Source organism: Pandoraea aquatica (genome assembly GCF_902459565.1).
GTDB classification, from domain to species: Bacteria; Pseudomonadota; Gammaproteobacteria; order Burkholderiales; family Burkholderiaceae; genus Pandoraea; species Pandoraea aquatica.
Genome location: NZ_CABPSN010000001.1, coordinates 504,369 through 530,856, shown reverse-complemented (window position 1 = coordinate 530,856; position 26,488 = coordinate 504,369). Strand labels below are relative to the sequence as shown.

Sequence of the window (26,488 nt, the reverse complement as noted above, 5' to 3'; positions counted from 1 at the left end):
GGACCTCAGAAGTCGACGCTGGCGGAGAGCTTGAACGTGCGCGGCGCGTTCTGGATCACGTAACCGTCGTTGAACGTGCCCGACCATGCAATGCGATTGGTCACGTTCTCGACGGCGGCCCGGAACACCACGCCTTTGCCGTAGACGCGCGTGGCATAGCGCGCACCGACGTCATAGCGTGTCCACCCACCGATCTGCTGTGTGTTGGCCGAGTTCACGTACTGCGAACTGGTCGTGATCATGCGACCGGTGAGCGTCACGCCAGGCACCCACGGCAAGTCCCATTCGGTGCCGAGGTTGGCTGTCCACTTCGGCACGCCATAAGGGGTGTTGCCGTTGTAGAGATTGCCTGCCGTCTTGGTCAGCTCGCCGCGCGTGTAGGCCACACCGCCCAGCACACGCCAGCGCGGCGTGAATTCGCCGAAGACGTTCCACTCCACGCCACGGTTGCGCTGTTCGCCGTCCGGGTTGTAGGTGTTGGTCGCGACGTCCTTGATCATGCCTGGCTTGGTGATCTGGAAGAACGAGAGCGTGTTCGTGAAGCTGCCGGCGTCCCACTTCACGCCAAACTCGGCCTGCTTGCTGCGATACGGGGCGAAGACCTGTCCGTAGTTGGCGGCGCTCACGTCCGTGACCATACCGCCTTGCGTGAGGCCTTCGATGTAATTGCCGTACAGCGAAACGTTCGGCCCGAACGGCTTGAGCACCAGACCGAAGGCCGGGGTGATCGCGTTCTCGTCGTAGTTGGACGTGCGCGCACCTGTCGTCGCCGAGAAAGCGGCTGCGCGAACGCGCTGGCTTCGCAAACCGGCGATCAGCGTCACGCGGTCCTGGAACATTGAGACCGTGTCGGCCAGCGCGAAGCTCGACAGCGTGGATTCGGCGGTTTTCGGTGCCGATCCGGGATCCTTCGCCAGCGTCGGATTGACCGGGGCGTAGATGTTCGAGTTGTAGTTCGCGCTCGTCGTGAAGACGTTGCCGCTGGTCGTGTCGAGCGACGTGGCCGAGAGCGTCAGCTCATGCTTGAGCGGGCCGGTGCGAAAGCGCGTGCGCACGCCCGCGTCGAGCGAGAGGGTATCGGTCCAGCCACGCTGGAAATAAGTCGCACCGGTGTAGCTGCCGTCCGCCTTGATCGGACCGGTGCGGGTGCCGGTGATGAAGCCGGAGTAGCGGTAGCTGAGCGCGCCGATGCCCGCGTAGGCCGTGATGGCCTCGGTCACGTCGACCTCACCGCGCAACTGCACGCCGGTGCTTTCCAGATTGCCGAATTCTCCGCGCAGCACGTTGGTGCCGGAGGCGGGCGGTGCGACGACTTTCGTTGCGAAGGTCGCCATCCACGGACTGCCGCCGGTGTACTTCTCCGAGTCGGTGTAGGCGTCGAGGCCGATACGGACGCGATCCGTCTTCAGGTCCAGTGCGACGGAGCCGAACTCGCGGCGCTTGTTCTGACCTTCGAGCGTGGTGCGCCCGTCGCGCAGTGCGCCGTTAAAGCGAATGCCGATCTGTTCGCTGTCGCCGAAGCGTCGGCCGATGTCGGCCTGCACGCCGAATTGCGAGTCCGACAGGTAGTCGGCCGTCACGCGCGTGAGCGGTGTGCTTTCCGCCTTCTTCGTCACCACGTTGATCGCGCCGCCGACTGCGCCCGAGGGCGACATGCCGTTGAGCAGCGCGTTCGGTCCCTTGAGCACTTCGACGCGCTCGATGAACTCGGTCGGCACGTGGCCGTACGGCGACAGGCCGAACATGCCGTTGAGGGAGACTTCGTCGGCCGTCAGCGGAAAGCCGCGCACGCTGAAGTTCTCGTACATGTGGCCGCTCGACGTCGTGAAGCGGACCGACGGGTCGTTGTCGAGCACGTCGGCCAGCGTGGTCGATTGCTGATCCTGAATCGTCTTCGCGGTGTATGCCGTGACGTTGAACGGCACATCCATGAAGTCCTTGTTGCCGAGCAGGCCGAGACGTCCGCCGCGCGCGACCTGTCCGCCGTCGTACGCCTCCGGTAGACCGACGGCCTGCGCGACGACGTGCGTGGTCGGCAGCAACACGCCGTCGCCCGCGACCGCCGCGCCAGTGTCCTGCGACGCGGCGCGCAGGGTATAGACGCCCTGACTGCTGCGCATCGCCTGCAACTGGTGCGGCGAAAGCAGTTGGTACAGCGCCTGCGTCAACGTGTAATCGCCGTGCAGGCCGGTGCTCTGACGTCCTTGTGTGAGCGACGCATCGATGACCAGCTCGATGCCGGCTGCGTTGGCAAAGCGGTTGAGTACGGCGTCGAGTGTGCCGGGGGCGATCTGCCACGCGCGATGCGCATCGGCGGCGCTCTGCGCGACGGGCGAGGGCGTGGCTGCGGGAGCAGCGGTGGCGCGCTCGGCAACGCTTGCGGCTGCGAGGCCGATGAGCAGGGCGACAGCGGGACGAAGGGCTGCGGAAGAGGGCTTCAAGCGCAGCGTCGGACGCAGCAAAGCGGCTTCGGGAGTCAACACGGTTGTGAACACGGTGGTCGGGTCTGGAGAGCCAGAAGGTTCGGAAAGGGATGCCAGTGCGGTCATGTCGCACCGGCGCATACAGGTATTCCGAACGAGATCGGCAAACCCTCAACCGATTTGAAAAAATCTTTTTATCGCGCCTTGACCGTCACCCAGTACCGCGTGCGATAGACCGTCTCCACGGGCAGGCCGACGGCCAGACTTGCCAGCGCACGGTCGGTGTCGGCGAGCGAGAACACGCCGCTTACCCGCAGATCGGCGACGGCGGCATCGCAGCGGAGGACACCGCGCCGGTAGTGCGAGAGCGTCTCGACGAGATCGCCAAGGCGAATGCGTTCGACGATGAGTTGCGCGCGCGTCCATGCCGCGGCGTTTTCGTCGAACGGTGTGGACTCGACCAACGGCTCGATGGCGCTGGACGAAAAGCTTGCCGCTTGCCCGGCGTCGAGCCGTTGCGTGTGTGCGCCGTGCGTGGGACGCACGAGCACGATGCCGTCGAAGACAGCGACCTGTGTATGTGCGCCCTCGTCGCGCACGGTAAAGCGCGTGCCGATATCGCGAATCTCGCCCTGGCGGGTCGTGACGGCCAGCGGCGCGCCGTGGCTGTTGCTCGATGGTCCGGTCTCGATGCAGATACGACCGCGTCGCAACGAGATGCGTCGCTCGTCCACCGAGAAGCGCACGTCGACCGACGAGGCAGTATCGAGCCACAGCTGCGTGCCGTCGGCCAGCATGACGCGACGCACTTCGCCCACGCCGGTCGAATAGTCTGCTGTCACGGTGTCCCACATCGGCGAGCGACGCAGCGTGTAACCCGCGCCCGCCAGCGTGATAAGACCACCGAAAACGCGCAGCGCGCGGCGGCGTCCGGCATCGCTCACACGAGGGGCCGGGCGGGCGGTCAACGTGTCGAAAGCCACACGTGGCGGCAGCTTGTCGAGCGCTTCGAACTTCTGGCCGATGATGCCCAGTCGTTGCCACGCGCGCTCGTGATCGGGATGCGCGGCGCGCCAGCGCTCGCACGCGGCGATGTCCTCTAAGGTCACGGCTTCGGACCAGAGCCGCGCGAGCCAGAGGCTGGCGCGCTCAACGACTTCCGGCGCGAGGGGTGTGGCAGCAGTCGGCAAGCTCATGCGTCGCTCCCGAACTGCACGGCATAGCACTCACGCAATGCTTGTGCGATGTACTTCTCGACGGACGAGACAGAGACCTGCAACTGCTCGGCAATCTCCCGATAACCCAGCCCTTCGAGCTTGCACAGCAGGAACGCGGTGCGCGCTTTGGCGGGCAGACGCGAGAGCAGGGTATCGATTTCGATGAGCGCTTCGAGCACGAGGGCGCGTGTCTCGGGTGAGGGCGCGACCGGCTCGGGCAGGGCGGCCAGCGTCTCGAGATAGGCCGTCTCGATGTGACGCCGCCGGAACAGATCGATCACTAGACAGTTGGCGATGCGCGCCAGATAGCGACGGGAATCGTCGTCGTGCGGCGCACGTCCGGTGGAGAGCACGCGCAGGTAGGTGTCGTGCGCAAGATCGGCGGCGTCGAACGCATTGCCGAGCTTCTTGCGTAACCAGCCGCGCAGCCAGCCGTGATGATCGCGGTAAAGCGCGCCCATCTCGCGCTGAAAATGACTTTCCATGATTCCCCGTGTTTGCCCGTATTCACATGCGGCGTACTCCACGGGCAATGCCGCTCACGAAAGGACGTTGATCCGCAAATGATAATGATTCTTATTAATTCTAAGCGTGAATCGTGGGGCAACGCAATAGGCGTGACACGGGGCTGGGAATCGTGTCCGGAATTCAGGCCGCGCGGGCAGGGGACAGGCGGGCCTGGAGGTCTGCAAGCGCGGCTTCGGGCGTGATGTCGGAGGTGTCGAGCGTGATGTCGGCCAGCCGATACAGCGACTCGCGGGCGTCGAGCATCCGGTGGATGTGATCGAGGGCCTCGTTGCGCAGGGCTTCGGTGGCGATGCGTGCATCGTTCTGCTGCATTACCCGCTGGAAGTGGACTTCGGGCCGCGCACGCAGCCATACCGTACGGAATGCGCGCAGCACGCGCTCGAAGGTCGGGGCTTCCGACACGATGCCGCCGCCGGTGGCCAGCACGACATGCTCATGCTCGCCGATGATCCGTTCGATGCACTGCCGCTCGATGCGACGCATCGCGGCCTGCCCGTAAAGCGTGATGACTTCGCCGATGGCAATGCCGGCTTCTCGTTCGACTTCCTTATCGAGTTCGATGAACGGCGCGCCGATGGCTTGCGCGAGTTGAGGCCCGAGCGTCGACTTGCCCGCGCCGCGCAGACCGATGAGCGCAATGCGCCGGCCCATGCGTCCTGCGTCGGCCGAGACGGGCACGACGAGCTGGCGGCGCAGCCGCGAGAGCACCTCCGGCGATTGTTGCCGCAGGTACTCGATCAGAATGAGCAGATCGCCGTCATGAATGGAACGCTCGGCGACCAATGTTTCGATGCCCACGTTCAGGGCCTCGGCCAGCTTGTGCAGCACCGCCAGAGACACATTGCCGGTACCGGCTTCCACACGGGCGAGATACGGCAGCGAGACGCTCGACTGTGCGGCGAGCTGCTTGCGTGTCATGCCGCGCTGGGCGCGCAGCATGCGCACCTGCCGGGCGAGCGACGCCAGACGCGACGTCACCCCGGCGTCGGCGTCTTCGGCCGGATCGGACGGTGGCGTGTCGAAAGGCGGTTTTTTCATGAACGGACGAGGCAGGGTGTAGTTGGTGATAAATATACTATGAGATAGCACATGCAGAAGCATCCCGCTGCGCACTCCCTGCATTGAGATTGGAAAATATGCATTAAATTGCCTTTTGTGCCGAAATATCCCTGTTAACCCTGAATTGCATTGCACAAGCTGCGCAACGTGAAAAATATCTTATAAGATACTTTTCACGATTTGGAGCGATGCAGACCATGACCTATCCCCACCTGCGTGTGCGCGTCGAAGACGCCATCGCGTTCGTCACTCTCGACCGCGCCGAGAAGCGCAACGCGCTATGCGACGCGGCCATTGATTCGCTTGAAGCCGCCTTCCGCGATTTCGACGACAGCGTCAGAGCCGTTGTGCTCAGCGGTGCCGGCGAGCACTTCTGCGCCGGACTCGATCTCTCGGAGAACAGCACGCGCGATCCCATTGACGTGCTGCGCGTCTCCCAGCGTTGGCACAAGGTTTTCCACGAGATTCAGTTTGGCGGACGTCCGGTGGTCGCCGTTCTGCAAGGCGCGGTCATTGGCGGCGGGCTGGAACTGGCGCTGGCTGCTCACGTTCGAGTGATCGAGCGCAACGCGTTCTTCCAACTGCCCGAGGGCAAGCGCGGGATCTTTGTCGGCGGCGGTGCTTCGGTGCGTGTGGCGCGCATTCTCGGCCCGGACCGCATGACGGAAATGATGCTCACGGGTCGCCGTTACGACGCCGTCGACGGTGAACGTCTGGGCCTCGGCCACTATCTGGCGGACGTCGGCGACGGGCTCGCGCTGGCGACACAACTGGCGCGCGACACGGCCGCGAACAGTCCGCTGTCGAATTGGGCGACGATACATGCGCTGTCGCGTATTCACGATATGTCGATGGCCGACGGCCTCTTCACCGAATCGGTGACGAGTGCACTCATGCTCGCCACGCCCGAAGCGCGCGAGCGTATGGAAAGCTTTCTGGGCCGCGCGGCACGCTAGCCGTCCGGCCACCCCACGGAGACGAATGTGAAATACGACAACATTGAGCAGGTCGCCGTCATCGGCACCGGTGTGATCGGCGCGAGCTGGGCGGCGTACTTTCTGGCGCGCGGTCTGCGCGTAAGCGCGTGGGACCCTGCACCGGGCGCCCGCGAGCGCCTGCGTGAAGCCGTCGATGCGCACTGGCCCACGCTTATCCGCATCGGGCTGACGGCGGGGGCGACGCGCGACGGCCTCACGTTTCACGACACGCTCGACGCTGCGCTCGAAGGGGCCGATTTTGTCCAGGAGAGCGGCCCCGAACGCGAAGACCTCAAACAGGATCTTTTCCGCAAGATGGACGATGCGTTGCCGCCGTCGGTCGTGATTGCGTCGAGTTCGTCGGGCTTGTTGATGAGCCGGGTGCAGTCGGTGTGCGCGCACCCCGCGCGTGTGGTGCTCGGGCACCCGTTCAATCCGCCGCATCTGATTCCGCTCGTCGAGGTGATCGGTGGCGAACAGTCGTCGCAAGCGGCGATCGACACCGCCATGCAGTTCTATCGCGCCATCGGCAAGCGCGCGATCCACGTCCGCAAGGAAGTGAAGGGGCATATCGCGAACCGCCTGCAAGCGGCGCTGTGGCGCGAGGCGATTCATCTGGTGGACACCGGCGTGGCCTCGGTCGCGGATATCGACGACGCCATCGCTTACGGCCCGGGTCTGCGCTGGGCGGCGCTGGGGCCGTTTCTGAATCTTCATTTGTCCGGCGGCGCGGGCGGCATTGCCCATCTGCTCGACCACCTTGGTCCGCCCATCGAGTCGTGGTGGGCCGACCTTGGCGAGCCGGTGCTGACGGACGACCTCAAGGCGCGAATCACCGCGGGTGTCGAAGCCGAACTGGCCGGGCGGGGCAACGCGCGACTCGAAGCGCAGCGCGACGCCGTCATCCTCGGCATTCTCGCGAGCAAGCCCTGACCCCCGTACCCGAACGCATTCCGATCCAACGAACGTTTGATTCGAAGAAGGAGACACGCATGAGCAAACCCAAAGTCATCGTCACCATCGCGCCCACCGGCGGCATGGCGTACAAGTCGCAGAACCCCCATCTGCCCACGCAGCCGGACGAAATCGCGCGCGATGTCTACGACTGTTACAACGCTGGCGCGAGCGTCGTGGCGATTCACGCGCGGCGTCCGGGCGACGACGGTGCGACGTGCGATCCGGCGATCTATCGCGACATCAACCGCCGCATTCGCGACAAGTGCGACATCGTCATCAACAACTCGACGGGCGGCGGTGTCCACGGCGACATGATCGGGCAGGCCGACAACGGCTATTGGGAAATCCTCTGGGAAGAACGTCTGAAAGGCATGGATGCCGGTGCCGAGATGTGCACGCTCGATGCCACGACCATCATCGCGAGCTTCGGCGGCAAGGAGCTGCTGATGCACACCTCGCCGGAGCGCTCGAAGCATCTCGCCATCGAGATGAAGAAGCGCGGCATCAAGCCGGAGTGGGAGGTTTTCAGTCCCACCCACATCGTGCAGGACCTTGCCACGCTGACAGCCGCCGGATTCGACGACGAACCGTTCTTCGTCAACCTCGTGCTCGGTGTGCATCGCGGTTTCCAGAACGCCATGCCGTACACGCCGCGCGTGTTGCAGTCGATGGTCGACCTGTTGCCCAAGGGCAGCATCTTCTGCGTGAGCGGCATCGGTCCGGCGCAACTGCCGTCGGCGATGAATTCGCTGCTGCTCGGTGGGCACGTGCGCGTGGGTCTGGAAGACAACCTGTACTACGAGCATGGCGTGCCCGCGACGAACCAGCAACTCACCGAGCGCGTCGTGCGCCTCGTGCGAGAGATGGGTTACGAACCGGCCACACCGACCGAAGCCCGCGAAATCATGGGCCTGCCGCGAAATCGCGAAGTACTGCCGGAGTTCGCCGTGCGCTAACGAACGGGTGTGCGTCGCAAGCTGTCTAGAACGAAAAAATCCCAGGAGACAAGTCACATGGCGGCAAACAGGTTCACACGCAGTTTCGCGCTATCTCGCATGCTTTCGTTGTCGACGCTCGCCGGTGTGGCGATGCTCTGCGCGACCTCGCCGGCGAGCGCCCAACCGGCGGGCGTCACCGTCGGCGTTACGCTCTCGACGACCGGCCCCGGCGCGTCGCTCGGCATTCCGGAGAAGCAGGCCATCGGCATGCTGCCGCCCACGCTTGGTGGCTTGCCCGCACGTTACATCGTGCTCGACGACGCCACCGATCCGACCACGGCGACGAAGAACGCGCGCCGTCTCGCAACGGAAGACAAGGTCGACGCAATCATCGGCTCGTCCACGACGCCTGCGTGTCTGGCCGTCGCGGCCGTGGCGGCCGATACCCGCACACCGCAACTGGGCCTGTGTCCGTTCGTGCCGAGCGCCACGCAGATGCGCTATGTCTTCTCGCTGCCGCAATCGGTCGCCGTCATGGCCGATGCCGTGCTCGACGACATGAAGGCGCACAAGGTGAAGACGCTGGGCTTCATCGGCTTTAACGATTCTTACGGTGAAGCGTGGCTCAAGGACATTCAGGCACGCGCCGTCGCCCGTCAGATTCAGGTCGCACCGGTCGAGCGTTACGCGCGCAACGATCAGTCCGTGACAGCGCAGGTGCTCAAGGTCATGTCGTCGAACGTAGACGCCGTCATCATCGCGGCGAGCGGCACGCCGGGAGCGCTGCCCATGAGTACCTTGCGCGAGCGGGGCTACAAGGGGCGTATCTACCAGACGCACGGTGTCGCCAACAACGACTTCCTGCGAGTCGCGGGCAAGAGCGCCGAGGGCGCGATTCTGCCGGTCGGCAACATTCTGGTGGCTGAGCAATTGTCGGCGAACCATCCGGGCAAGGCCGTCGCCACGGACTTCGCGAAACGTTACGAAGCGCAGTACGGGGCAGGCTCGCGCAATCTGTTTGCGGGTTATGCGTACGACGCTTATCTGGTTCTCGACCGCGCCGTCGCAGTGGCGGCGAAGCAGGCACAACCGGGCACGCAGGCGTTTCGCGATGCGCTCGTCGCCGCCGTCGAACAGACGCGCGGTCTGGCGGCCACGCACGGCATGATCAATGTCAACGCACAGGACCACTCGGCTTATGGCGAAGACGGTCGCGTGCTCGTCACGGTGAAGGGCGGAAAGTGGACCATCGAGTAAGCCTCGCGGCGGCGGGCGCGCGCCGCCTCGCCCGGCCCGATATCGAACGCGAGGTGCGCGCGGACGGCAGCTTCGTGATTCGCTCGCGCACGGTGCTCGGCGAGTTCGCGCGCAGCCCGGCCGACTGGCTCGTGCAATGGGCATCGAGGACGCCGGACGCGGTGTTCGTCGCCGAGCGTCGACAGCCTGGCGATGCCGTGTCCGGCACGGGCCTCTGGCGTGAAGTCACCTACGGCGAGGGGCTGGCGATGGCGCGCGGCATCGGGCAGGCGTTGCTCGACCTCGGCGTGCCGCGCGAGCGTCCCGTGGTGATTCTGTCGGATAACAGTGTCAATCACGCGTTGCTCGTGCTCGGCGCGATGATGGCGGGGCGTCAGACGGCCATCGTGTCGTCTGCGTATTCGCGCATCGCCAAGGACATGGGCAAGCTGCACGGCATTCTCGCGCGGCTCGATCCGGCGCTCGTGTATGTCGAAGACGGCGATACCTACGCACGGGCACTGGACGGTGCGCCGATCCGTTGCCCTGTCGTCGCCACGCGTAATGCACGTGCGGACTGGCTGCGCTTCGACACGCTTGCATCGACGTCGGCATCGGCGGCGCTGGATGCCGTTTTTGCGCAAGTGCGTCCGGAGGATACGGCCAAGCTGTTGCTGACATCCGGTTCGACAGGCAAGCCGAAGATCGTCGTCAACACGCACCGTATGCTGGCGGCGAATCAGCAGATGATTGCGCAGTGCTGGCATTTCCTCGACGAGACACCCCCGGTCGTGGTCGACTGGCTGCCGTGGAGTCATACGTTCGGCGCGAATCACAACTTCCACATGGCGTTGCGCAACGGCGGGGCGTTCTACGTGGACGATGGTCGCCCGGTGCCCGAACTCGTGGGGCGCTCAGTCGAGGCGCTACGCGATGTGTCGCCCACGTTGCACTTCAACGTCCCGAAAGGGTTCGAAGCGCTCGCCCCGTTTCTCGAAGACGACGACGCGTTCGCTGCGCGCTTCTTCGGTCGTCTGCAAGTGTTGTTCTACGCGGCGGCGAGTTTGCCCCCGGCGGTCTGGCAGCGCTTCGAGCGACTGGCGTCGCGGCACTGCGAAACGCTGCCGTTCTTCACGTCGGCATGGGGCGCAACCGAGACGTCGCCATTGATCACCAGCGTTCACTTCCCGATCCCGGGCGCGGGCAACATCGGTCTGCCCGCACCGGGTAACGAGCTGAAGTTCGTGCCCAACGGCGACAAGCTGGAGATGCGTGTGCGTGGCCCGTCGGTGTTTCGTAGTTATGCAGGCGATCCGGAGGCGACGGCGCAAGCGTTCGACGAAGAGGGCTTCTATCGCACCGGCGACGCGGGCCGTCTGTCCGATGTGGACGATCCCGGCGCGGGCGTGATCTTCGACGGCCGTGTGTCGGAGGACTTCAAGCTGACAAGCGGCACGTGGGTTTCCGTGGGCGCATTGAGACTGCGTGCGGTGACGGCGTTGGCCCCCTATGCGTCGGATGTGGTGATCGCCGGGCATGATCGCGACGAAATCGGATTGCTGATCTTCCCGAGTCCGGCGATGCGGGCGAAGGCGGCATCCGCCCTAGTGTCCGCAGACGATCACGCAGGCAAGACACTCGCGATGCACGACGACGTCCGCTCGTTCATCGCACAGGCGCTCGCACAACTGGCGCATGACGCCGGGAGTTCGCAGCGCGCGGCGCGCGCGGCCATCCTGGCGTCGTCGCCGTCACTGGAACAAGGGGAGATCACAGACAAGGGATACGTGAATCAGCGCGCGGTGCTGACGCTGCGCGCCGACGACGTCACACGGCTTTACTCGGACTGCCCGTCGGTCATTCGCTTATCGTCATCATGAGGTAAATGCGACAACTCGAGAGATGGGGGAAGTGAGAGCGACGGCGCGCCGGTGGCGGGGAATGCCACCGGCGCGCCAAATCGCCAGCGCTGTGCGCCTGCGCCAGGCGATCAGGCGAGTGCTTCGCCGTGACTTTCCGGCAGGAAGAAGTAGACGATGATGGCGGCCAGCAGGAAGAAGCCGGCCGTGGCACCCAGCGCAACGCTGACGTTCTCGCCGCGTGACAGCAGGCCGACAGCAGCCGGGGCGAGGGCGCTCGCGGCGCGTCCCGTGTTGTAGATGAAGCCTTGCGCCGTGGCGCGCACTTGCGTCGGGAACATCTCCGCGAACGTCGGGGCGAAGCCGCTATAGAAGCCCGTGCCGAAGAACGCCACGACCGGGCCGAACACGAGCAACAGCATCGGTTCGCGAATCGCAACATAAAGCGGCACAGTAATTGCCGACACGATGAAGAAGAGCAGGAACGACTTGCGGCAACCGATGCGATCCGCAATGTAGCCGAAGCACACGAACCCTGCCGCAGCACCGATCTGCATGATGACGATCCATGTCGTCGAGCGCATCAGATCGAAGCCCGGGCCGCCCTGATCGACCGGCGTCGACAGATACGCCGGGATCCACGTGAACAACCCCCAGTAACCGCACATCGCCGCCGCCGTGAAGGCGAGGCCGACGATCGTGTTGCGTGCATACGGCCCGAACAGCATGCCGAGTGTCTGACCGAGCGTGAGACGCACGCGTTGCTCGCGCCAGATCGCGGGCTCTTCCACGTGACGACGCACCCAGAACGCCAGCACCGTCGGCACCAGACCGAAGGCGAACACCCAGCGCCAGCCGAAGTGCGGGAGGATAACGGCGGCCACGATGGCTGCGACTGCATAACCCACGGCAAACGCGCTCTGCACCCAGGCCATCACCTTGGCGCGGTGCTCGGCCGGCCACGTTTCGGTAATCAGCGCAGCGCCCGCCGACCACTCGCCGCCAATGCCCAGACCCAGCAGGAAACGGAAAATGAGGAGCGAGGTCACCGAATCGGCGAAGCCGCACAGCGCGGTACCGATGGAGTAACACAGGATCGAGAGAATCATCGACTTCGTGCGGCCGATGCGATCTGCGAGGAAGCCGAAGAACAAACCGCCGAAGGCCGTTGCCAGCAACGTAAGCGAAGCGATGATGCCCGCCACGCCTTTGTCGAAATGCAGGTCGACGCTGATGTAGCGAATCACCATCGCGAACAGCATCAGATCCATGATGTCGAGCATCCAGCCGATATAGGCCGAACCAAATGCCCGCCATTGCGCAGGGCTCGCGCCGCGATACCACGGTCGGCGTGCCGTGCCCGCCGCTTTCAGGGCGGTCGTGCCAGTGTCCATTCTTGTCTCCTTCATGGAACCATCCTAATGTCAGACCTCGTGTATCGACTATCGATACGCATGGGAATGATTTCGTTTGAATGGTAGCAGGACATTTCAAAGTCATGTCTCGTGGTAAACCATAAATGGTGCTTTGCGTATCGATAATCGATACTCAATGCCAGTGTTGTCTCGATGGTCGGGGCAATCGACTGGTCACAGGAGATCGAAGTGAAGCCGTTTCAATTGCGTTTGTACGAGGATGTCATCGCACCGAACCATCCGCCCGTGTATCTGCCGTCCGCGCGTCGCGCGATTTATGTCGTGCGTGGCGACGTCGCTGTCGAGTTCGACACGGGCGCGCAGCATCATCCGGCCGAGAGTGCCTGGCTGGGCGACGACAGCGTCGCGCTGATCGCGGGGAGTGAAGGGGCGACGTTGTGGCGTTGGGAACTGATGTCGGGCAATGAGCCGACGCCGGGTGAGATCGCTTCGGCACCGGGGGCGTCGTCGACGCTCAAGCTCGATGCGCCTGTCGAGCTGGACCCGCGCCAACAGTGGCTCATGCGTTGCGACAAGGTACAATTCCCCCCCGGCGGCGTGGCGCACACGCACGTGCATCAGGGGCCCGGCGTGCGTTGCACGCTCGAAGGCGAGATCACGATCGAGACGTTAGGCGCGTCGCATACCCATGCGGCAGGGCAAGCCTGGCTCGAACTGGGTCATGCACCGGTGCTGGCGCCGACGACCGAAGCCCGCGATACGACGTTCATCCGCTGCTTCATCCTGCCGCGGGCGTGCCGTAATCGCAGCTCGATTCGTTACGTGCGCCCCGAGGACGCGAACAAGAACAAGCCGCAGCGCTATCACGTGTTCGGCGAGCGTTTCATCTCGCTCGACGCACAGTAACCGGCGCGCGACGACAGTGACAAAGGACACGCAGTGAAAGGATCGAAGGACACCCCGAACGACGTTATCCGTCGCCCGCGCGCCGCCGCTGTGCCGAGTGCCGTCGGCGACGAGCCGGGCGGCGACGAAATCAACACGTCGTCGACTTCGGTCATTTCGTTGCGCATTCTGGAGTTGCTGGCCGAGCGCAATGCCGAGTGCGGCGTCACGCATCTGGCTGAAGCGCTCGGTGTGCCCAAAGCGCGGGTTCACCGGCATCTCACGGCACTGCGTCAGGAAGGCTATGTGGTGCAGAACCCGCGCACGAGCCGTTACCGGATCGGTTGGCGTCTCTTTCTGCTCGGACAAAAGCTCGTCAAACAGTTCGACGTGGTGGGGCTGGCGCGCCCGGTCATGGAAGAATTGCGCGACGCCGTGGGGCAGACCATCGTCATCAGCTCGTTCACCGAAACCGATGTGGTCGTGCTCGATGTGATGCGTGGTCGCAGTCCGCTGGAGATCCTGCTGCACCCCGGTACGCAGTTCAAACTGCATAGCGTGGCGCAGGGCAAGATTGCCCTTGCGTTCGGTTCGCAAGAGCGGCGCGACGCCGTGCTCGAAGGCCCGCTCGACGCCTGTACGCCGCACACCATCACCGACGCGATGCGCTTATCGCACGAACTCGCGCTGGTGCGCGAGCGCGGCTGGGCGGATGCGCCCGAAGAAGTGTTTCTCGGCGTGAACGCGCTGGCGGCACCGATTGTGCAGGACGACGGTTCGCTCTTCGGCACGCTCGCCATCGTCGGCTCGATTCACTACTTGCCGGCGCACCCGAATCCGCAGACGGTCGCAGCGCTCACCGACGCGGCACGGCGCATCTCGCGTTTGCTCGGGAGCGGACGCGGCAACTGAGCGCCGCGTTCACATCCCTCACATCACCTACATCACTTACATCCGTAAGACGGCGGCCGCGGCGATCGTCAGCGTCAGCAACATCATGTGCGTGAGTTGCAGGCCCTCCTGACGAATCCAGTAGCCGAACCACAAGCCGCCGATCATCATCATCAGCCACGCGGCGCTCAGGGCCGAGAGGCCCAGCGTCGCCCATGCAATGGCGGTGTGGGTGGCATGCGCGGCACCCACACCGATGGCGCCCGCCAACTGAATGCCACCCCATCCCAGGCAGAGGGTCGCCGCGAGCTGAAGCGCGATCAATACGAGCAACGCCAACACCGACCAGCCCTTCGCATGCAGCGCGCGACGCAGCAACGGAATCTCGATGGCCGGTGCTTCGCGCAAGGGCGACATGTTCAGCGTTCGTCCGATGGCCCACGACGACGCGCCGAATGCCACCACATTGTTCAGCGCGGCAATGGCCGACCATAACGTCAGACCGGTCACCAGAACCAACTTGAAAATCACGAAAGCATCGAAGGCATCAAGAACACTGGCAGCACCGGGCATCGATAACGGCTCCTGGGGTTTGGGATCGCACGTCTTCGCAAAGACGAGCATGGGGAAGTAGGCCAAAGGATAGGAGCGCATCGTTATTTATGCAAGTTAACACTTGTATAAATCAGGGGTATGCGAAGCCTTTGGTGGACGGCTTCCCCGGCAGGCATCCGAGGCCTTCGAGGGTCGTGCGGATGGCGTCGTCGAGCGGTGTGTGCGGCTCCTCGCCAAGGGCGTCGACGAGACGCGCGTTGTCCATGCGAACCGGCTGCTTCCAGAGATAGCGCATCTCCTGCAACTCGCGCAGCGTCGTGACGAAGGGCGACGCGAGCGTCATCAGCCACCACGGGAAACGGCGCGTCTTGACGTTGACGCCATGACGCGACATCACGCGCGTGATCGCTGCGGCCATCTCCGTGCCGTCGGCATCCCAATGCCCGGCCATGTGAAAGTTTGAGAACGCGTCGAGTGTGTGGCGACGTTCGATCAGCATGACCATCGCGCGGGCCACGTCGGGCAGATACGACCACTGATGGCCGACGCCGGGAGCGTTAGGGATCTGCACCACACGGGGCGTTTGTCCCGGCTTCACCAGTCCCTGAGCGAACCAGCTATTGCGGGTGAGCGGGCCGAAGAAGTCGCCCGCACGCACAATGATCGTCTGCATGCCGTTGCCGCTGACTTGGCTGGCTTGGCTGGCATCTCGCAGACGACCCTCCATCGTCGCGCGAATGCGGCCCTTGCGGGTGAGCGGCCGTTGCGGTGCGTCTTCATGCAGCACAGGGAACGTATGCGGGCCGTAGTTGTAGACGGTACCCGGCAGGACGATGGTCGCGCCAAAGCGCTTGGCGGCAGCAATCGTGTTGTCCAGCATGGGCAGCACCTGCGTGTTCCAGTTGCGATATCCCGGCGGGTTGACGGCATGCACGATCACGGCGCAATCGCGGGCGGCGGCGAGGACATCGTCGGCGCGCATGGCGTCGCCGTCGATCCACTCGAGGCCAGTGTCCGTCACCGAGGTGGGGGCACCCCCTCGACGCATCGCACGCACTTGCCAACCTGCCGCGAGCAACTGCCGCGCGACTTCGCCGCCGATGCCGCCCGTAGCACCTAGCACCAGCGCACGGGATGTTGTCTGTTGAGTGGAATGGCTCATGAGGAGGCTCCTCGTTCGTTGTCGGTAATGCCATTCTCCACGCGAGGCAATTAGAATAAAATTGCCTAAAACAATCTATCGACTATACATTTTTGTATGACGTCAAATCTCAGCTGGGATCTCTATCGGACATTTCTTGCCGTGCTGACAGAGGGCTCGCTCTCGGGCGCGGCGCGCGCGCTGGGCATCACACAGCCGACAGCGGGCCGGCATATCGCAGCGCTTGAGCAGGCGCTAGGACAGACGCTCTTCACGCGCTCGCAAACGGGCTTGCTGCCGACGGATGCGGCGCAGTCGCTACGCTCGCACGCGCAGGCGATGCAGCACACGGCGCTGGCCTTCGAGCGTGCCGCAGCGAGTCATGGCGACGGCGTGAATGGAGTGGTGCGCATCTCGGCGAGCGAGGTCGTCGGGGTGGAAGTCTTGCCGCCGATCCTGACGGCGCTGCGTCGCGCGCACCCGGATCTGACCATCGAACTGGTACCGACGAACCGCATTCAGGATTTGTTGCATCGCGAAGTGGACATTGCCGTTCGCATGGCGCCTCCACAGCAGGACGCACTGATTGCACGTCGCGTCGGCGTCGTCGACGTTGGCCTGCACGCGCGCGACGACTATGTCGCCCGCTATGGCGTACCGGCCTCGCTGGCGGATCTCGCGCATCACACCGTGATCGGATTCGACAAGTTGACGCCGTTCCTGCGAGACGCGACGAAAGGCGTGCCGATGTGGGCGCGCGAGACGTTCGCATTTCGGGCCGACAGCGATCTGGCGCAACTGGCGATGATTCGCGCCGGATACGGGATAGGCGGGTGTCAGGTGCCGCTGGCCAGACGTGACCCGCGACTGGTGCGCCTGTTGCCGAGCGCTTTCCGATTCCGGCTACAGACGTGGGTCACGATGCACGAGGATCTGCGTGCCAACCCGCGTTGCAAAGTCGCGTTCGACGCGCTGGTGGCCGGATTAACCACCTACATGGCCGGATAAGTCGCGGAGAAGTCGGCAACGGGGCAAATTACCGACGTAATCGAAGAAGAGTGTGATATACAATATATCAATAACATCAACGATTACGGGACAATCAACGCGCCATGTTCGACCCTTCCTTGTTCGGACGCATGCCACCGGACGTCATCGCGTCCACCGCCCCGAGCGCGCCAGCGTCGGCCTCTGCTTCATCCGCATCTTCCAATCCTTCGCCTGAACCGTTCGCACCTGGCCGCCATTCGCTGGGCCTGAGCGAGACACGCGACGCAGTCCTATACGTTCCTGCCGATCTGCCCACTGACAAACCGGTGCCGCTGTTCGTGATGTTTCACGGCGCGGGCGGTTTCCCGGAGAAGGTATTGCCGTTCATCGAGCCGCACGCCGATCAGCATAAGTTTCTCGTGCTCGCGCCGCATTCGACCTTCCCAACGTGGGACATCGTGATCGGCGGCAACGGTCCCGATCTGGAACGCTTGCAAGCGGCGCTGCGCCTTGTTGCCGCACGCTATCGCATCGACGCGCAGCGTGTGGCCTTCGCCGGATTCTCCGACGGTGCGAGCTACGCGTTGTCGATTGGCGTGACGAACGGCGACATTGCGAGCCACGTCATCGCGTTCTCGGGCGGTTTCATGTCGATCTTCGTGCAGGAAGGGCTGCCGAAAGTGTTCATCGCGCATGGGCTGATCGACGAGCAATTGCCGATCGCCACGAGCGGGCGTCAAAACGCAAACAAGCTAAAAGCGGCGGGCTACGATGTGCAATACGTCGAATTCGACGGGCTGCACATCATTGAGCCGGGCGTCGTGGCGCGTGCCATCGACTTCTTCCTCGCCTGAACCGACACGCCATACGGGGAGTGCCGTCCATGGATTTCGAAATTCCTGAATCACTGATTCATCCGCTGATGCAACTGATCGGCACCGACTCGCCGCTGGGCAAGCAACTGACGGCCTACGGCGTGTGTCGCGGCAACATGCTGGTCTCCAGCGAATGGTTCGACGCGAAGTCGCTTAACACGCTCTACGTGCTGAGTAAGTCGCAGAACGAGCGCGCATTGATGTTCCAGATGCTCGCGCTCGATAACGTCTACAACGCGCCGCAAGCGCGCGTGATTCCGAGTCTGGACAAACTCGTGCCGGGGCTGGTCGCCTACCTCGCACGCGACGTGATCGACGGCTGGCTGTATCAGCGTCATCGCGACGGTGCGTTGTTGCCGTGGCTGGTGCGACGTCTGCGCTATGTGGAGCCGGATCAGGGCTCGCCGTATGTGGTCGTCGACATGCTGGCGAACACGATGCAGTCGGCGAACCTGAGTCCGACGGAGCACCGTCCGCGTCGCTCGGGCATGACCACGTCGCTCGTTTTCACCCGCGACGACATTGCGAATCGCACGATTCCCGAATTGCTTGCGGAGTTCGGTTTCTACAAAGAGTGCGCGGAGTTCAAGACCGAATACGAGCAGCATGCGCAACGCTTCCTGCGCGTGCAGCGAGCGTTCGGCGCACAGTTCGTGTTGAGCCGCGCGGCGTTCTCCGTCGATCCGAAGGGCGTCACGGAACTGATTCGTGTGGGCGACGGCGTGACGGCCAAGTGCGTCAACGACGAAGAGCGGCTGGAGCGCAACTTCGAGATGGCGTGCGATGCCGACTTCTGGCGTAACGCCGAGATCGGGCAGGCATTCGAGACGATTCCGCTGCACTGCTACGTGCATGTGTTCCATCTCGACTGGCACCGCAATCTCTGGGTCCACGTGCAGAACATGACCGAGTACGAATATCAGCCGAGTCTGCGCGACAAGCTGGTGTTGCCCGCACACCACCACGACCTGATCGACATCCTGACGTCGAATATGGACGCGATGATGCCGGACTTCGTCCCGGGAAAATCGGGCGGCGCGACGATCCTGTGTCAGGGGGCACCGGGGCTGGGCAAAACGCTGACGGCGGAGATCTATTCGGAAGTGGTCGGCAAGCCGCTGTACCGTGTGCACTCGGGGCAGTTGGGCACGACGGCGGCGTCCGTGGGTGCGACGCTCATGAGCATTTTGCGACGCGCCATGCGCTGGAACGCGATCCTGTTGCTCGACGAAGCCGACGTGTACATCCGGCGTCGCGACAACGATCTGGAGCACAACGCCATCGTCGCGGAATTCCTGCGCTCGCTGGAGTACTTCCACGGGCTGCTGTTCATGACGACGAACCGGATCGGCGACGTGGATGACGCCATCCTCTCGCGCTGCATTGCGACGATTCACTACGAAGTGCCGTCGGCGGCGGATGCGCGCAGGCTCTGGCGTATGCAGGCCGAGCAGGTGGGCGCGTATCTCGACGACGGGCTGATCGAGACACTGGCAGCGCGATATCCGAAAGCGAGCGGGCGCGACATCAAGGAGTTGATGAAACTCGCGAGCCGCTACTGCAAGGTCAAGCAGCTGCCTTACACGGAAGACGTATTCCGCTTGTGCGGCCTGTTCCGTGGCTACGACGCCTGACGTTTGCGCCACCTGTTCGCATCCATTTTTCGAATACCCACTAACCAAACATTTAATTTCCCAATTCAAAACGTCCCACCCATACTCCATTGCACCAACACGCATTCAGCAAGGGCGATGCATAGACCGCGCCAATAAGCGGTCAGACCGAATGGTCAGGTCGCCCTTGCTTCAATCAAGGAGACAATGCGGATGCAATTGGACGTTTCGAACGAGGTCCTGGGCGGTATGCCCACGACCGGGCATGCTCATGCCCAAACTCCCGCGCATCAGGCGCATCATGCAACGCACGGACTCAGCCCGCGCTTGCACAACGCCGATCTGGCCCCGACAAAGTCCGAAGGACGGCGCTGGGGCCGCTATAGCATCTTTGCGCTGTGGACCAACGATGTGCACAACATCGCCAACTATTCCTTCGCTATCGGACTCTTTGCGCTGGGTTTGACGGGCTGGCAGATGCTCGCGTCGCTCGGCATCGGCGCGGCACTCGTCTACGTCTTCATGAACCTGACGGGCTACATGGGCCAGAAGACGGGCGTGCCTTTCCCCGTCATCAGCCGTATGAGCTTCGGTGTTTTTGGTGCGCAGATTCCTGCCATCGTGCGTGCCGTCATCGCGATTGCGTGGTTCGGCATTCAGACGTATCTCGCGTCGGTCGTGCTGCGCGTGTTGCTCGTGGCTGTGTGGCCTGCGGTGGACGCCTTCGATCACAACAGCATGCTCGGTCTGTCGACGCTCGGCTGGATCAGCTTCATCGCCATCTGGCTCGTGCAACTCGCGATCCTCGCGTACGGCATGGAGATGGTGCGCAAGTACGAAGCGTTCGCGGGCCCGATCATTCTCGTCACCGTCACGAGTCTTGCGGTGTGGATGTACCACCGTGCCGGCGGGCATATCGCCATGTCGGTCGGCACGCCGCTCACCGGTGTCGCGATGTGGACGAAGGTCTTCGCGGGCGGCGCGTTATGGCTCGCTATCTACGGCACGCTGGTGCTGAATTTCTGCGATTTCACGCGGGCTTCGCCCAGCCGCAAGGTCATTCGTACCGGCAACTTCTGGGGGCTGCCCGTCAACATTCTGATCTTCGCGGTGATCAGCTTCGTGCTCGCCGGTGCACAGTTCAGCCTGAACGGTCAGATCATCCACAGCCCGACGGAGATCATCGCCACGATTCCCGACAAGACGTTCCTCGTGCTCGGCTGCCTCGCATTCCTCGTGGTGACGGTCGCCGTCAACATCATGGCGAACTTCGTCGCCCCGGCGTTCGTGCTCACGAGCCTCGCACCGCACCGGCTGACGTTCCGACGTGCAGGTCTGATCAGCGCCACGATTGCCGTCGTCATCCTGCCGTGGAATCTCTATAACAGCCCCATCGTGATCGTGTACTTCCTGTCCGGTCTCGGGGCGTTGCTCGGACCGCTCTACGGCATCATTACCGTGGACTACTGGCTGCTTCGCAAGACGTGCGTGCACGTGCCGCATCTGTACAGCGAACTGCGCGACGGCACTTACCACTATGTGCGCGGCGTGAACCCGAAGGCGGTGATTGCGCTGGTGCCCTCGGCGCTGGTGGCGGTCATGGCGGCGCTCGTCCCTGCGTTCAGTGCACTCACGCCGTTCTCCTGGCTGCTCGGTGCAGGCATTGCCGGTGGCATGTACTACGCAATCTCGGACCGTCGCCGCGCGTTCGAAGACTGCTCGGGCGAGCACTTCGCCGTCGACAGCGCCGCACACTGATCCCCCGCCTGCGCTGCGCCGGTAGCGCAGGCGAGTCTTACCTCTGCATTCATCTCTTCTGGAGTGTTTATGAAGATCCTTGTCGTGAACGTCAACACGACGGCCGCGATAACCGACGCCATCGCGCACCATGCACGTGCGAGCGCGTCGCCGGGCACGGAAATCGTCGGACTCACGCCGCACTTCGGTGCGGAATCCGTCGAAGGCAATTTCGAAAGCTATCTCGCGGCGATTGCCGTGATGCAGCGCGTGATGAGTTACGACGAGCCGTACGACGCCGTGATTCAGGCCGGTTACGGCGAACACGGACGCGAAGGTTTGCAGGAGTTGCTGCACGTGCCCGTCGTCGACATTACCGAAGCCGCCGCGAGTATGGCGATGTTGCTCGGTCACCGATACTCGGTCGTCACAACGCTCGATCGTACGGTGCCGCTCATCGAAGATCGCCTGAAGCTGGCGGGACTCGACGCCCGTTGTGCCTCGGTGCGTGCGAGCGGCATGCCGGTGCTGGAGCTGGAGCGCGATCCGCAGCGCGCCATCGAGGCGGTTGTCGCACAGGCGGAGATCGCCGTGCGCGACGATCATGCCGAAGTCATCTGCCTCGGATGCGGCGGGATGGCGGGGCTCGATGCGAAGATTCGCGAGCGCACGGGCGTGCCGGTCGTCGACGGCGTGTCCGCGGCCGTCGCCCTCGCGGAGTCGCTGGTGCGGCTCGGCCTGAGCACGTCGAAGGTGCGCACGTATGCGCCGCCGCGCCGCAAGCAGATCGTCGGCTGGCCGCAGGCGCTGTTCGGCTGAAGGGGGACGACACCTGCCTGTCGCTCGCGGCACGCTGCGGCAACCATCAGAAATAATCATGAAACGCCGCAGCATGCCGATATGCGGGAAAACTAGAGGCGCGCCCGCGCGCCGGTCTGGCTATATTGGTTGCGGACCGGTGCCGACGTCATGGCGTACCTCTGGCAAGGCTCACGCCTTGTTTGCAAGCCTCTGACTGTGCTGCACCGCGCCATTTCATCGGTACGGCAAGGAGACGCAGTGGAGACGCATGGCGAACTGCACCGGGCGATTCTGAACAACATCCCGGATCAGGCGTGGCTCAAGGACACCGAGTCGCGCTACATCCTCGTCAACGACGCCTTCATGGCCGCATGCGGGCGCACCGAGGCTGACATCATTGGCAGCACGCCGGACAAGGTCTGGTCCTCGGAGTGGGGACGTGTGTACCTCGCCACCGACCGTGCTGTCGTCGCGAGCGGCGTGCGGCGTCGCTACGAAGAGAGCCGCCCCGGCGCGGACGGCGCACCGCGCTGGTTCGACACCGTCAAGATGCCCGTGCGCGATGCACACGGACGCATCGTCGGCACCGTCGGCATCTCACGCGATATCACTGACCGCAAGCGCTCCGAGATGGCGTTGCTCGATTCGCGTGCACAACTGCGTCAACTTTCTGCGTATCTGCAAACCGTGCGTGAAGCCGAACGCACGCGCCTGTCGCGAGAGTTGCATGACGAACTCGGCCAGTGGCTGGGCGGCCTGCGTCTCGGTCTGAACTATCTGGAGACGCAACCGGACCTGCCAGCAGCCGACCAGTCCGCCCAGATCCAGATGCTCAAGGCGTTGGTCGACGAGACCATTGACGCCGTGCATCGCATTGCGGCAGACCTGCGCCCGGCGGTGCTCGACGAACTCGGGCTGCATGCTGCGCTGGAATGGCTCACGGAATCGTTTGCGCAGCGTCACGGCTTGCCATGCGAGCTGGTGATGCCCGAAGCGGTGACGGCGTGTCTCGACAGCGAGTGCAGCACGGCCATCTTCCGCATCGTGCAGGAGTCGCTCACGAACGCGAGCCGGCACGGGCAACCGACGCAAGTCCGCGTGACGCTTGAATTGCGCGACGGTCACTGCCACGTGTGCATCAGCGACGATGGCCGAGGCATGGACCCGTCGCGCGCCGGGCACGGCCAGCGGCTTGGCCTGATGGGCATGCGCGAGCGGGCGCTGATGCTGGGCGGTGCCTTCGACATCGAAAGCGCACCGGGGCAGGGCACGCGCATTGTCGTACGGATTCCGGCGCGGCCTGCCACGCACGCTTCGACGATTCCGGCGACTCACGACGCGGGGTGGCCATGCGTGTGATGATTGCCGACGACCACGCGATCATTCGCGACGGTCTGAAAAAGATCATTTCGATGGCCCCCGACATGGCCGTCGTGTCCGAGGCGGTGGATGGCGAAGATGTCCTGAAGCGACTGCGCCTGACCACTGTCGACGTGCTGTTGCTCGATATGTCGATGCCAGGCAAGAGCGGCATCGCGCTCATTGCTCAGATCAAGGCGAGCTATCCGTCGCTGCCGATACTGGTGCTCAGCATGTATCGCGAGTCGCAGTACGCCGTGCAGGCCATACGCGCAGGTGCATCGGGTTATCTCACGAAGAACGCCGAGTCCGAGCAATTGATGAGCGCGATCAGGCGTGTGGCGCGCGGCGGCACGGTCGTCTCGCCGCTGGTGGCCGATAAGCTCGTGCGTCAGTTGCAGCAACCGGCCGAGGCGCTGCCGCATACGCGTCTGACGGCGCGCGAGTTTCAGATTTTCCAGATGCTGGTCGAGGGCAACGGCATCAACGACATCGCGCGCTGCCTGTCGCTGTCGGCCAAGACCGTCAGCACGCACAAGGCCAACATCCTCACCAAGATGGACATTCCCTCGACGGCGGGGCTCGTGCATTACGCCATCGAACACGGCCTGATCGTTGCCGGTACCGACGCCTGATCAGGCGCAGGATTCCCCTGACCGGACCTTCTGTCCGGTCAAACCCTTCCCCACGTTTTGATTGCTGCACCGCGTCTAGGGAAATTCTTAGACGAAAACCAGCAAATCCCGATGCCCCGTACTCGGGCGCTCTTCTAATCTTGGTTCAAGCCTTTCAGAACCTTTGCCACCCCGGCCGCCGATGCATCGCTCGCATTCCACGCATTCCGGCCAAGTCCATCAACCTCACTCTGCGACGCCGTTCGCAAGTGCTTTTCGTGACGTAAGGAGACCCGAACCATGCATGTGGACCTGCTGATCAACAACGTGTGCATTCGCGACGACGCGCCGCTCGTGGATATCGCCATCAAGGGCGGACGCATCGCCGCGATAGAGCCGGGCATCGATGCCAGCGCCGATGAGCAGATCGACGCGCAGGGCCGGGCCGCGATTCCCGGCCTCGTCGAAGCGCACCTGCATCTCGACAAGGCGTTGCTGCACCGTCGTCTGCCCGCGCGCTTCGGCACGCTCGACGAGGCCATCCGCGTGACCGGCATCCTTAAGAGCAAGCAGGAGCGCGAAGACGTGCTCGACCGCTCGCGTCAGGTGCTCGACATGGCGGTCAAGAACGGCACCGTCGCCGTGCGTGCGCACCCCGACGTCGACCTGATTCAGGGCCTCATCGGCGTGGAAACGCTGCTCACGCTCAAGGACGAATACGACAGCCTGCTCGACCTGCAGATCGTGGCGTTCCCGCAGGAGGGCATTCTCAAGTCGAAGGGCACCTATGAACTGATGATCGACGCGCTGCGCATGGGCGCGGATGTCGTGGGCGGTTGCCCGTACAACGAATTGAACTGGGAAGACACGAAGCGCCACATCGACATCGTCTTCGAGCTGGCGCAGCGCTTCGATGCGCCCATCGACATGCACGCGGACTTTGCGGACGACACCAGCGATCAGCGCTTCGCGGCGATTTCCTACATCGCACAGCGGACCATCGACACGGGCTATCAGGGACGGGTGTCCCTCGGCCACGTGACCAGTCTGGGCGCACTCGACAACGACGAACTCGCCCCGGTGATCGAGCAGATCCGGTTGGCGGGCATCAGCATCGTCACGTTGCCTGCGACGGATCTGTATCTCGGCGGACGCAAGGATGCGCAGAACCAGCGTCGTGGTCTCACGCCTGTGAAGGCGTTGCACAGCGCGGGCGTGAACGTCGCGTATTCGTCGAACAACGTGCGCAACGCGTTCACGCCGTTCGGCAAGGCCGACATGTTGCAGATCGGGAATCTGCTCGCGCATGTGGCGCAGTTCGGTGTGCCCGAGCATCAGCAGGCGATTCTGGACATGGGCACGCATAACGCTGCGCGTGCCATCGGGCTCTCGCACGACTACGGCATCGCCGTGGGCAAGCAGGCCGATCTGATCATTCTCGATACGTTCCGGGTGGCCGACGCGCTGCTCGATATCCCGCCACGTCTGTGGGTCATCAAACGCGGCCGCATTACGGTCGTGACGCAGCACAGCTGCGAGATTCACCGGCATTCATGTTGTTGTGCGCAATGAAGTTCTTATAAAACTCAAGGAGACAATCATGAAGAAGCTGCCTGCGGAAGTCGTTGCCTCACTACTTGCTGTCACCACCATCCCGATTGCGATGCTGCCGTTGCATCTGCCGCCATGGGCGATCTTCATCAGTTGGGCGGCCACCTTCGCCATGGGCGGCCCGACGCTGGTGAACCTCAAACGCATCTGGGCGACGCTACCGATCGGATCGTTCTTCGCGTTCCTGATCGTGCTGGGCTTCAAGCAGGCCGCCACGCAATTCAGCGGCAACACGCTGGTGGTCGCGGAGATGGTGATTCTGTTCGCAGGCAACGGTTCGATGATGGCGCTGGCGCGCTTCTTCCCCGGCCTGAACTTCATTCCGGGCATGTTCTTCGGCTTTGCGACTTACTTCGCGACGCTGTTCGGCGGCTTCGGCCCAGTGGCTCAGGACCCGTTGGCCGCATTGGCCGCCGCCGTGGCGATGAACGCCCTCGGTCCGGTCTACGCCTGGGTCAAGGAGCGCTACTCCGCCCCGGAAGTCTCGCATCAGCGCAACTGGAAGGGCTGGAAGGCAGAAGTCTGAGCGCCAATCCATCGACGATTTGACGATCTAGCGATGTAAGGGCGAAGCGCTGCCAGTGTCGGGTGCGCTTCGCCTTCCAATGACATCCCCAAGGGAGACGGCATGACGTTCGCACCAAAACTGGCCAATGGCCTCACTCCGACACCACCTCAATCGACGCCGTCTACCAGCGGCGACGCGACCGGCAGCAACGCGCGTCGCCACTTTCTGATGGGCACGGCGGCGCTGGCCGGCAGTGCCGTTCTGCCGCTCTCGGCAGTGGAAGCCGCCGAAGCCGTAGCGGCCGCACCCTCGGTGACGGCCAAAGCCGAGACGAACAC

At 63.6% G+C, this 26,488-nt stretch carries 23 protein-coding genes; 16 read left to right on the top strand and 7 right to left on the bottom strand.

Annotated elements, in window-relative coordinates; all coding sequences use genetic code 11:
• Window positions 1–5 precede the first annotated feature (5 nt).
• The 4 genes from PAQ31011_RS02200 to PAQ31011_RS02185 form a co-directional block, all read right to left on the bottom strand.
• Entirely contained in the window at window positions 6–2,483 is a 2,478-nt protein-coding gene (locus tag PAQ31011_RS02200; RefSeq protein WP_246179295.1) for a TonB-dependent receptor, read from the bottom strand.
• A 134-nt stretch (window positions 2,484–2,617) separates the two neighbouring features.
• Window positions 2,618–3,619, bottom strand: coding sequence for a FecR domain-containing protein (locus PAQ31011_RS02195; RefSeq protein WP_150574273.1), 1,002 nt, complete (start codon window positions 3,617–3,619; stop codon window positions 2,618–2,620).
• Entirely contained in the window at window positions 3,616–4,125 is a 510-nt protein-coding gene (locus PAQ31011_RS02190) for a sigma-70 family RNA polymerase sigma factor (protein WP_150574272.1), read from the bottom strand. The genes PAQ31011_RS02195 and PAQ31011_RS02190 overlap by 4 nt, the downstream gene beginning before the upstream one ends.
• Before the next feature lie 163 nt (window positions 4,126–4,288).
• Entirely contained in the window at window positions 4,289–5,206 is a 918-nt protein-coding gene (locus tag PAQ31011_RS02185; RefSeq protein ID WP_150574271.1) for a helix-turn-helix transcriptional regulator, read from the bottom strand.
• A gap of 218 nt (window positions 5,207–5,424) precedes the next feature.
• Between PAQ31011_RS02185 and PAQ31011_RS02180 the strand changes: the two genes are divergently transcribed.
• From PAQ31011_RS02180 to PAQ31011_RS02160, 5 genes are read left to right on the top strand one after another with little or no spacing between them, the layout of a single operon-like run.
• Window positions 5,425–6,183, top strand: coding sequence for a crotonase/enoyl-CoA hydratase family protein (locus PAQ31011_RS02180; protein WP_150574270.1), 759 nt, complete (start codon window positions 5,425–5,427; stop codon window positions 6,181–6,183).
• 27 nt (window positions 6,184–6,210) lie between these two features.
• Window positions 6,211–7,137: a 3-hydroxyacyl-CoA dehydrogenase NAD-binding domain-containing protein gene (locus tag PAQ31011_RS02175; RefSeq protein WP_150574269.1), complete on the top strand. Its 927-nt coding sequence runs from the start codon at window positions 6,211–6,213 to the stop codon at window positions 7,135–7,137.
• 59 nt (window positions 7,138–7,196) lie between these two features.
• Window positions 7,197–8,117 carry a beta-keto acid cleavage family enzyme gene (locus tag PAQ31011_RS02170; protein ID WP_039398173.1) on the top strand — a complete coding sequence of 307 codons (921 nt, stop codon included), beginning with the start codon at window positions 7,197–7,199 and terminating at the stop codon, window positions 8,115–8,117.
• Between the two features lie 57 nt (window positions 8,118–8,174).
• Complete coding sequence (locus PAQ31011_RS02165; protein WP_150574268.1) at window positions 8,175–9,356, top strand: ABC transporter substrate-binding protein; 1,182 nt, start codon at window positions 8,175–8,177, stop codon at window positions 9,354–9,356.
• Window positions 9,341–11,215, top strand: coding sequence for a feruloyl-CoA synthase (locus PAQ31011_RS02160; RefSeq protein ID WP_150574267.1), 1,875 nt, complete (start codon window positions 9,341–9,343; stop codon window positions 11,213–11,215). The genes PAQ31011_RS02165 and PAQ31011_RS02160 overlap by 16 nt, the downstream gene beginning before the upstream one ends.
• 110 nt (window positions 11,216–11,325) lie before the next feature.
• Here PAQ31011_RS02160 and PAQ31011_RS02155 read toward each other — a convergent pair whose 3' ends face one another.
• Window positions 11,326–12,588: an MFS transporter gene (locus PAQ31011_RS02155; protein ID WP_150574266.1), complete on the bottom strand. Its 1,263-nt coding sequence runs from the start codon at window positions 12,586–12,588 to the stop codon at window positions 11,326–11,328.
• A 210-nt stretch (window positions 12,589–12,798) separates the two neighbouring features.
• Between PAQ31011_RS02155 and PAQ31011_RS02150 the strand changes: the two genes are divergently transcribed.
• Window positions 12,799–13,476, top strand: a complete 678-nt coding sequence (locus PAQ31011_RS02150; protein WP_150574265.1) for a cupin domain-containing protein — start codon at window positions 12,799–12,801, stop codon at window positions 13,474–13,476.
• Between the two features lie 33 nt (window positions 13,477–13,509).
• The gene (locus PAQ31011_RS02145; RefSeq protein WP_150574264.1) at window positions 13,510–14,367 is read left to right on the top strand and encodes an IclR family transcriptional regulator; all 858 of its coding nucleotides are present in this window, start codon (window positions 13,510–13,512) and stop codon (window positions 14,365–14,367) included.
• 36 nt (window positions 14,368–14,403) lie between these two features.
• Here the strand turns inward: PAQ31011_RS02145 and PAQ31011_RS02140 are convergent, their stop codons facing one another.
• Window positions 14,404–15,000 carry a DUF2165 family protein gene (locus tag PAQ31011_RS02140; RefSeq protein ID WP_217424828.1) on the bottom strand — a complete coding sequence of 199 codons (597 nt, stop codon included), beginning with the start codon at window positions 14,998–15,000 and terminating at the stop codon, window positions 14,404–14,406.
• 31 nt (window positions 15,001–15,031) lie between these two features.
• Complete coding sequence (locus PAQ31011_RS02135) at window positions 15,032–16,063, bottom strand: NAD-dependent epimerase/dehydratase family protein (protein WP_150574263.1); 1,032 nt, start codon at window positions 16,061–16,063, stop codon at window positions 15,032–15,034.
• A gap of 96 nt (window positions 16,064–16,159) precedes the next feature.
• On the opposite strand from PAQ31011_RS02135, the gene PAQ31011_RS02130 reads away from it, so the two are divergent.
• The 9 genes from PAQ31011_RS02130 to PAQ31011_RS02090 all read left to right on the top strand — a co-directional run bounded on the left by PAQ31011_RS02130 (window position 16,160) and on the right by PAQ31011_RS02090 (window position 26,168).
• Window positions 16,160–17,050 (top strand): LysR family transcriptional regulator, encoded by an 891-nt coding sequence (locus PAQ31011_RS02130; RefSeq protein ID WP_150574262.1) that lies wholly within the window; start codon window positions 16,160–16,162, stop codon window positions 17,048–17,050.
• A 104-nt stretch (window positions 17,051–17,154) separates the two neighbouring features.
• Window positions 17,155–17,886 (top strand): alpha/beta hydrolase, encoded by a 732-nt coding sequence (locus tag PAQ31011_RS02125; RefSeq protein ID WP_246179294.1) that lies wholly within the window; start codon window positions 17,155–17,157, stop codon window positions 17,884–17,886.
• A gap of 29 nt (window positions 17,887–17,915) precedes the next feature.
• Window positions 17,916–19,541 (top strand): AAA family ATPase, encoded by a 1,626-nt coding sequence (locus PAQ31011_RS02120; protein ID WP_150574261.1) that lies wholly within the window; start codon window positions 17,916–17,918, stop codon window positions 19,539–19,541.
• A gap of 192 nt (window positions 19,542–19,733) precedes the next feature.
• The gene (locus PAQ31011_RS02115; RefSeq protein ID WP_150574260.1) at window positions 19,734–21,278 is read left to right on the top strand and encodes an NCS1 family nucleobase:cation symporter-1; all 1,545 of its coding nucleotides are present in this window, start codon (window positions 19,734–19,736) and stop codon (window positions 21,276–21,278) included.
• Between the two features lie 69 nt (window positions 21,279–21,347).
• Window positions 21,348–22,076: an aspartate/glutamate racemase family protein gene (locus PAQ31011_RS02110; protein ID WP_150574259.1), complete on the top strand. Its 729-nt coding sequence runs from the start codon at window positions 21,348–21,350 to the stop codon at window positions 22,074–22,076.
• 240 nt (window positions 22,077–22,316) lie between these two features.
• Complete coding sequence (locus PAQ31011_RS02105; RefSeq protein WP_246179293.1) at window positions 22,317–23,417, top strand: PAS domain-containing sensor histidine kinase; 1,101 nt, start codon at window positions 22,317–22,319, stop codon at window positions 23,415–23,417.
• A complete protein-coding gene (locus PAQ31011_RS02100) occupies window positions 23,408–24,052 on the top strand; it encodes a response regulator (protein WP_150574258.1) in 645 nt (214 codons plus the stop codon). Before PAQ31011_RS02105 ends, PAQ31011_RS02100 begins: the two co-directional genes overlap by 10 nt.
• 279 nt (window positions 24,053–24,331) lie before the next feature.
• Window positions 24,332–25,603 carry an amidohydrolase family protein gene (locus PAQ31011_RS02095; protein ID WP_150574257.1) on the top strand — a complete coding sequence of 424 codons (1,272 nt, stop codon included), beginning with the start codon at window positions 24,332–24,334 and terminating at the stop codon, window positions 25,601–25,603.
• 28 nt (window positions 25,604–25,631) lie between these two features.
• On the top strand, window positions 25,632–26,168 hold the full coding sequence (locus PAQ31011_RS02090; RefSeq protein WP_039398196.1) for a DUF1097 domain-containing protein: 537 nt from the start codon (window positions 25,632–25,634) through the stop codon (window positions 26,166–26,168).
• Window positions 26,169–26,488 lie beyond the last annotated feature (320 nt).

Bases quoted from the DNA above. Each gene is read 5' to 3' on its own strand.
- PAQ31011_RS02100 (WP_150574258.1), top strand. From the start codon at position 23,408: ATGCGTGTGATGATTGCCGACGACCACGCGATCATTCGCGACGGTCTG.
- PAQ31011_RS02115 (WP_150574260.1), top strand. From the start codon at position 19,734: ATGCAATTGGACGTTTCGAACGAGGTCCTGGGCGGTATGCCCACGACC.
- PAQ31011_RS02180 (WP_150574270.1), top strand. From the start codon at position 5,425: ATGACCTATCCCCACCTGCGTGTGCGCGTCGAAGACGCCATCGCGTTC.
- PAQ31011_RS02165 (WP_150574268.1), top strand. From the start codon at position 8,175: ATGGCGGCAAACAGGTTCACACGCAGTTTCGCGCTATCTCGCATGCTT.
- PAQ31011_RS02095 (WP_150574257.1), top strand. From the start codon at position 24,332: ATGCATGTGGACCTGCTGATCAACAACGTGTGCATTCGCGACGACGCG.
- PAQ31011_RS02135 (WP_150574263.1), bottom strand. From the start codon at position 16,063: ATGAGCCATTCCACTCAACAGACAACATCCCGTGCGCTGGTGCTAGGT.
- PAQ31011_RS02190 (WP_150574272.1), bottom strand. From the start codon at position 4,125: ATGGAAAGTCATTTTCAGCGCGAGATGGGCGCGCTTTACCGCGATCAT.
- PAQ31011_RS02195 (WP_150574273.1), bottom strand. From the start codon at position 3,619: ATGAGCTTGCCGACTGCTGCCACACCCCTCGCGCCGGAAGTCGTTGAG.
- PAQ31011_RS02170 (WP_039398173.1), top strand. From the start codon at position 7,197: ATGAGCAAACCCAAAGTCATCGTCACCATCGCGCCCACCGGCGGCATG.
- PAQ31011_RS02140 (WP_217424828.1), bottom strand. From the start codon at position 15,000: ATGCGCTCCTATCCTTTGGCCTACTTCCCCATGCTCGTCTTTGCGAAG.
- PAQ31011_RS02110 (WP_150574259.1), top strand. From the start codon at position 21,348: ATGAAGATCCTTGTCGTGAACGTCAACACGACGGCCGCGATAACCGAC.
- PAQ31011_RS02125 (WP_246179294.1), top strand. From the start codon at position 17,155: ATGTTCGACCCTTCCTTGTTCGGACGCATGCCACCGGACGTCATCGCG.
- PAQ31011_RS02185 (WP_150574271.1), bottom strand. From the start codon at position 5,206: ATGAAAAAACCGCCTTTCGACACGCCACCGTCCGATCCGGCCGAAGAC.
- PAQ31011_RS02155 (WP_150574266.1), bottom strand. From the start codon at position 12,588: ATGGACACTGGCACGACCGCCCTGAAAGCGGCGGGCACGGCACGCCGA.
- PAQ31011_RS02130 (WP_150574262.1), top strand. From the start codon at position 16,160: ATGACGTCAAATCTCAGCTGGGATCTCTATCGGACATTTCTTGCCGTG.
- PAQ31011_RS02090 (WP_039398196.1), top strand. From the start codon at position 25,632: ATGAAGAAGCTGCCTGCGGAAGTCGTTGCCTCACTACTTGCTGTCACC.
- PAQ31011_RS02120 (WP_150574261.1), top strand. From the start codon at position 17,916: ATGGATTTCGAAATTCCTGAATCACTGATTCATCCGCTGATGCAACTG.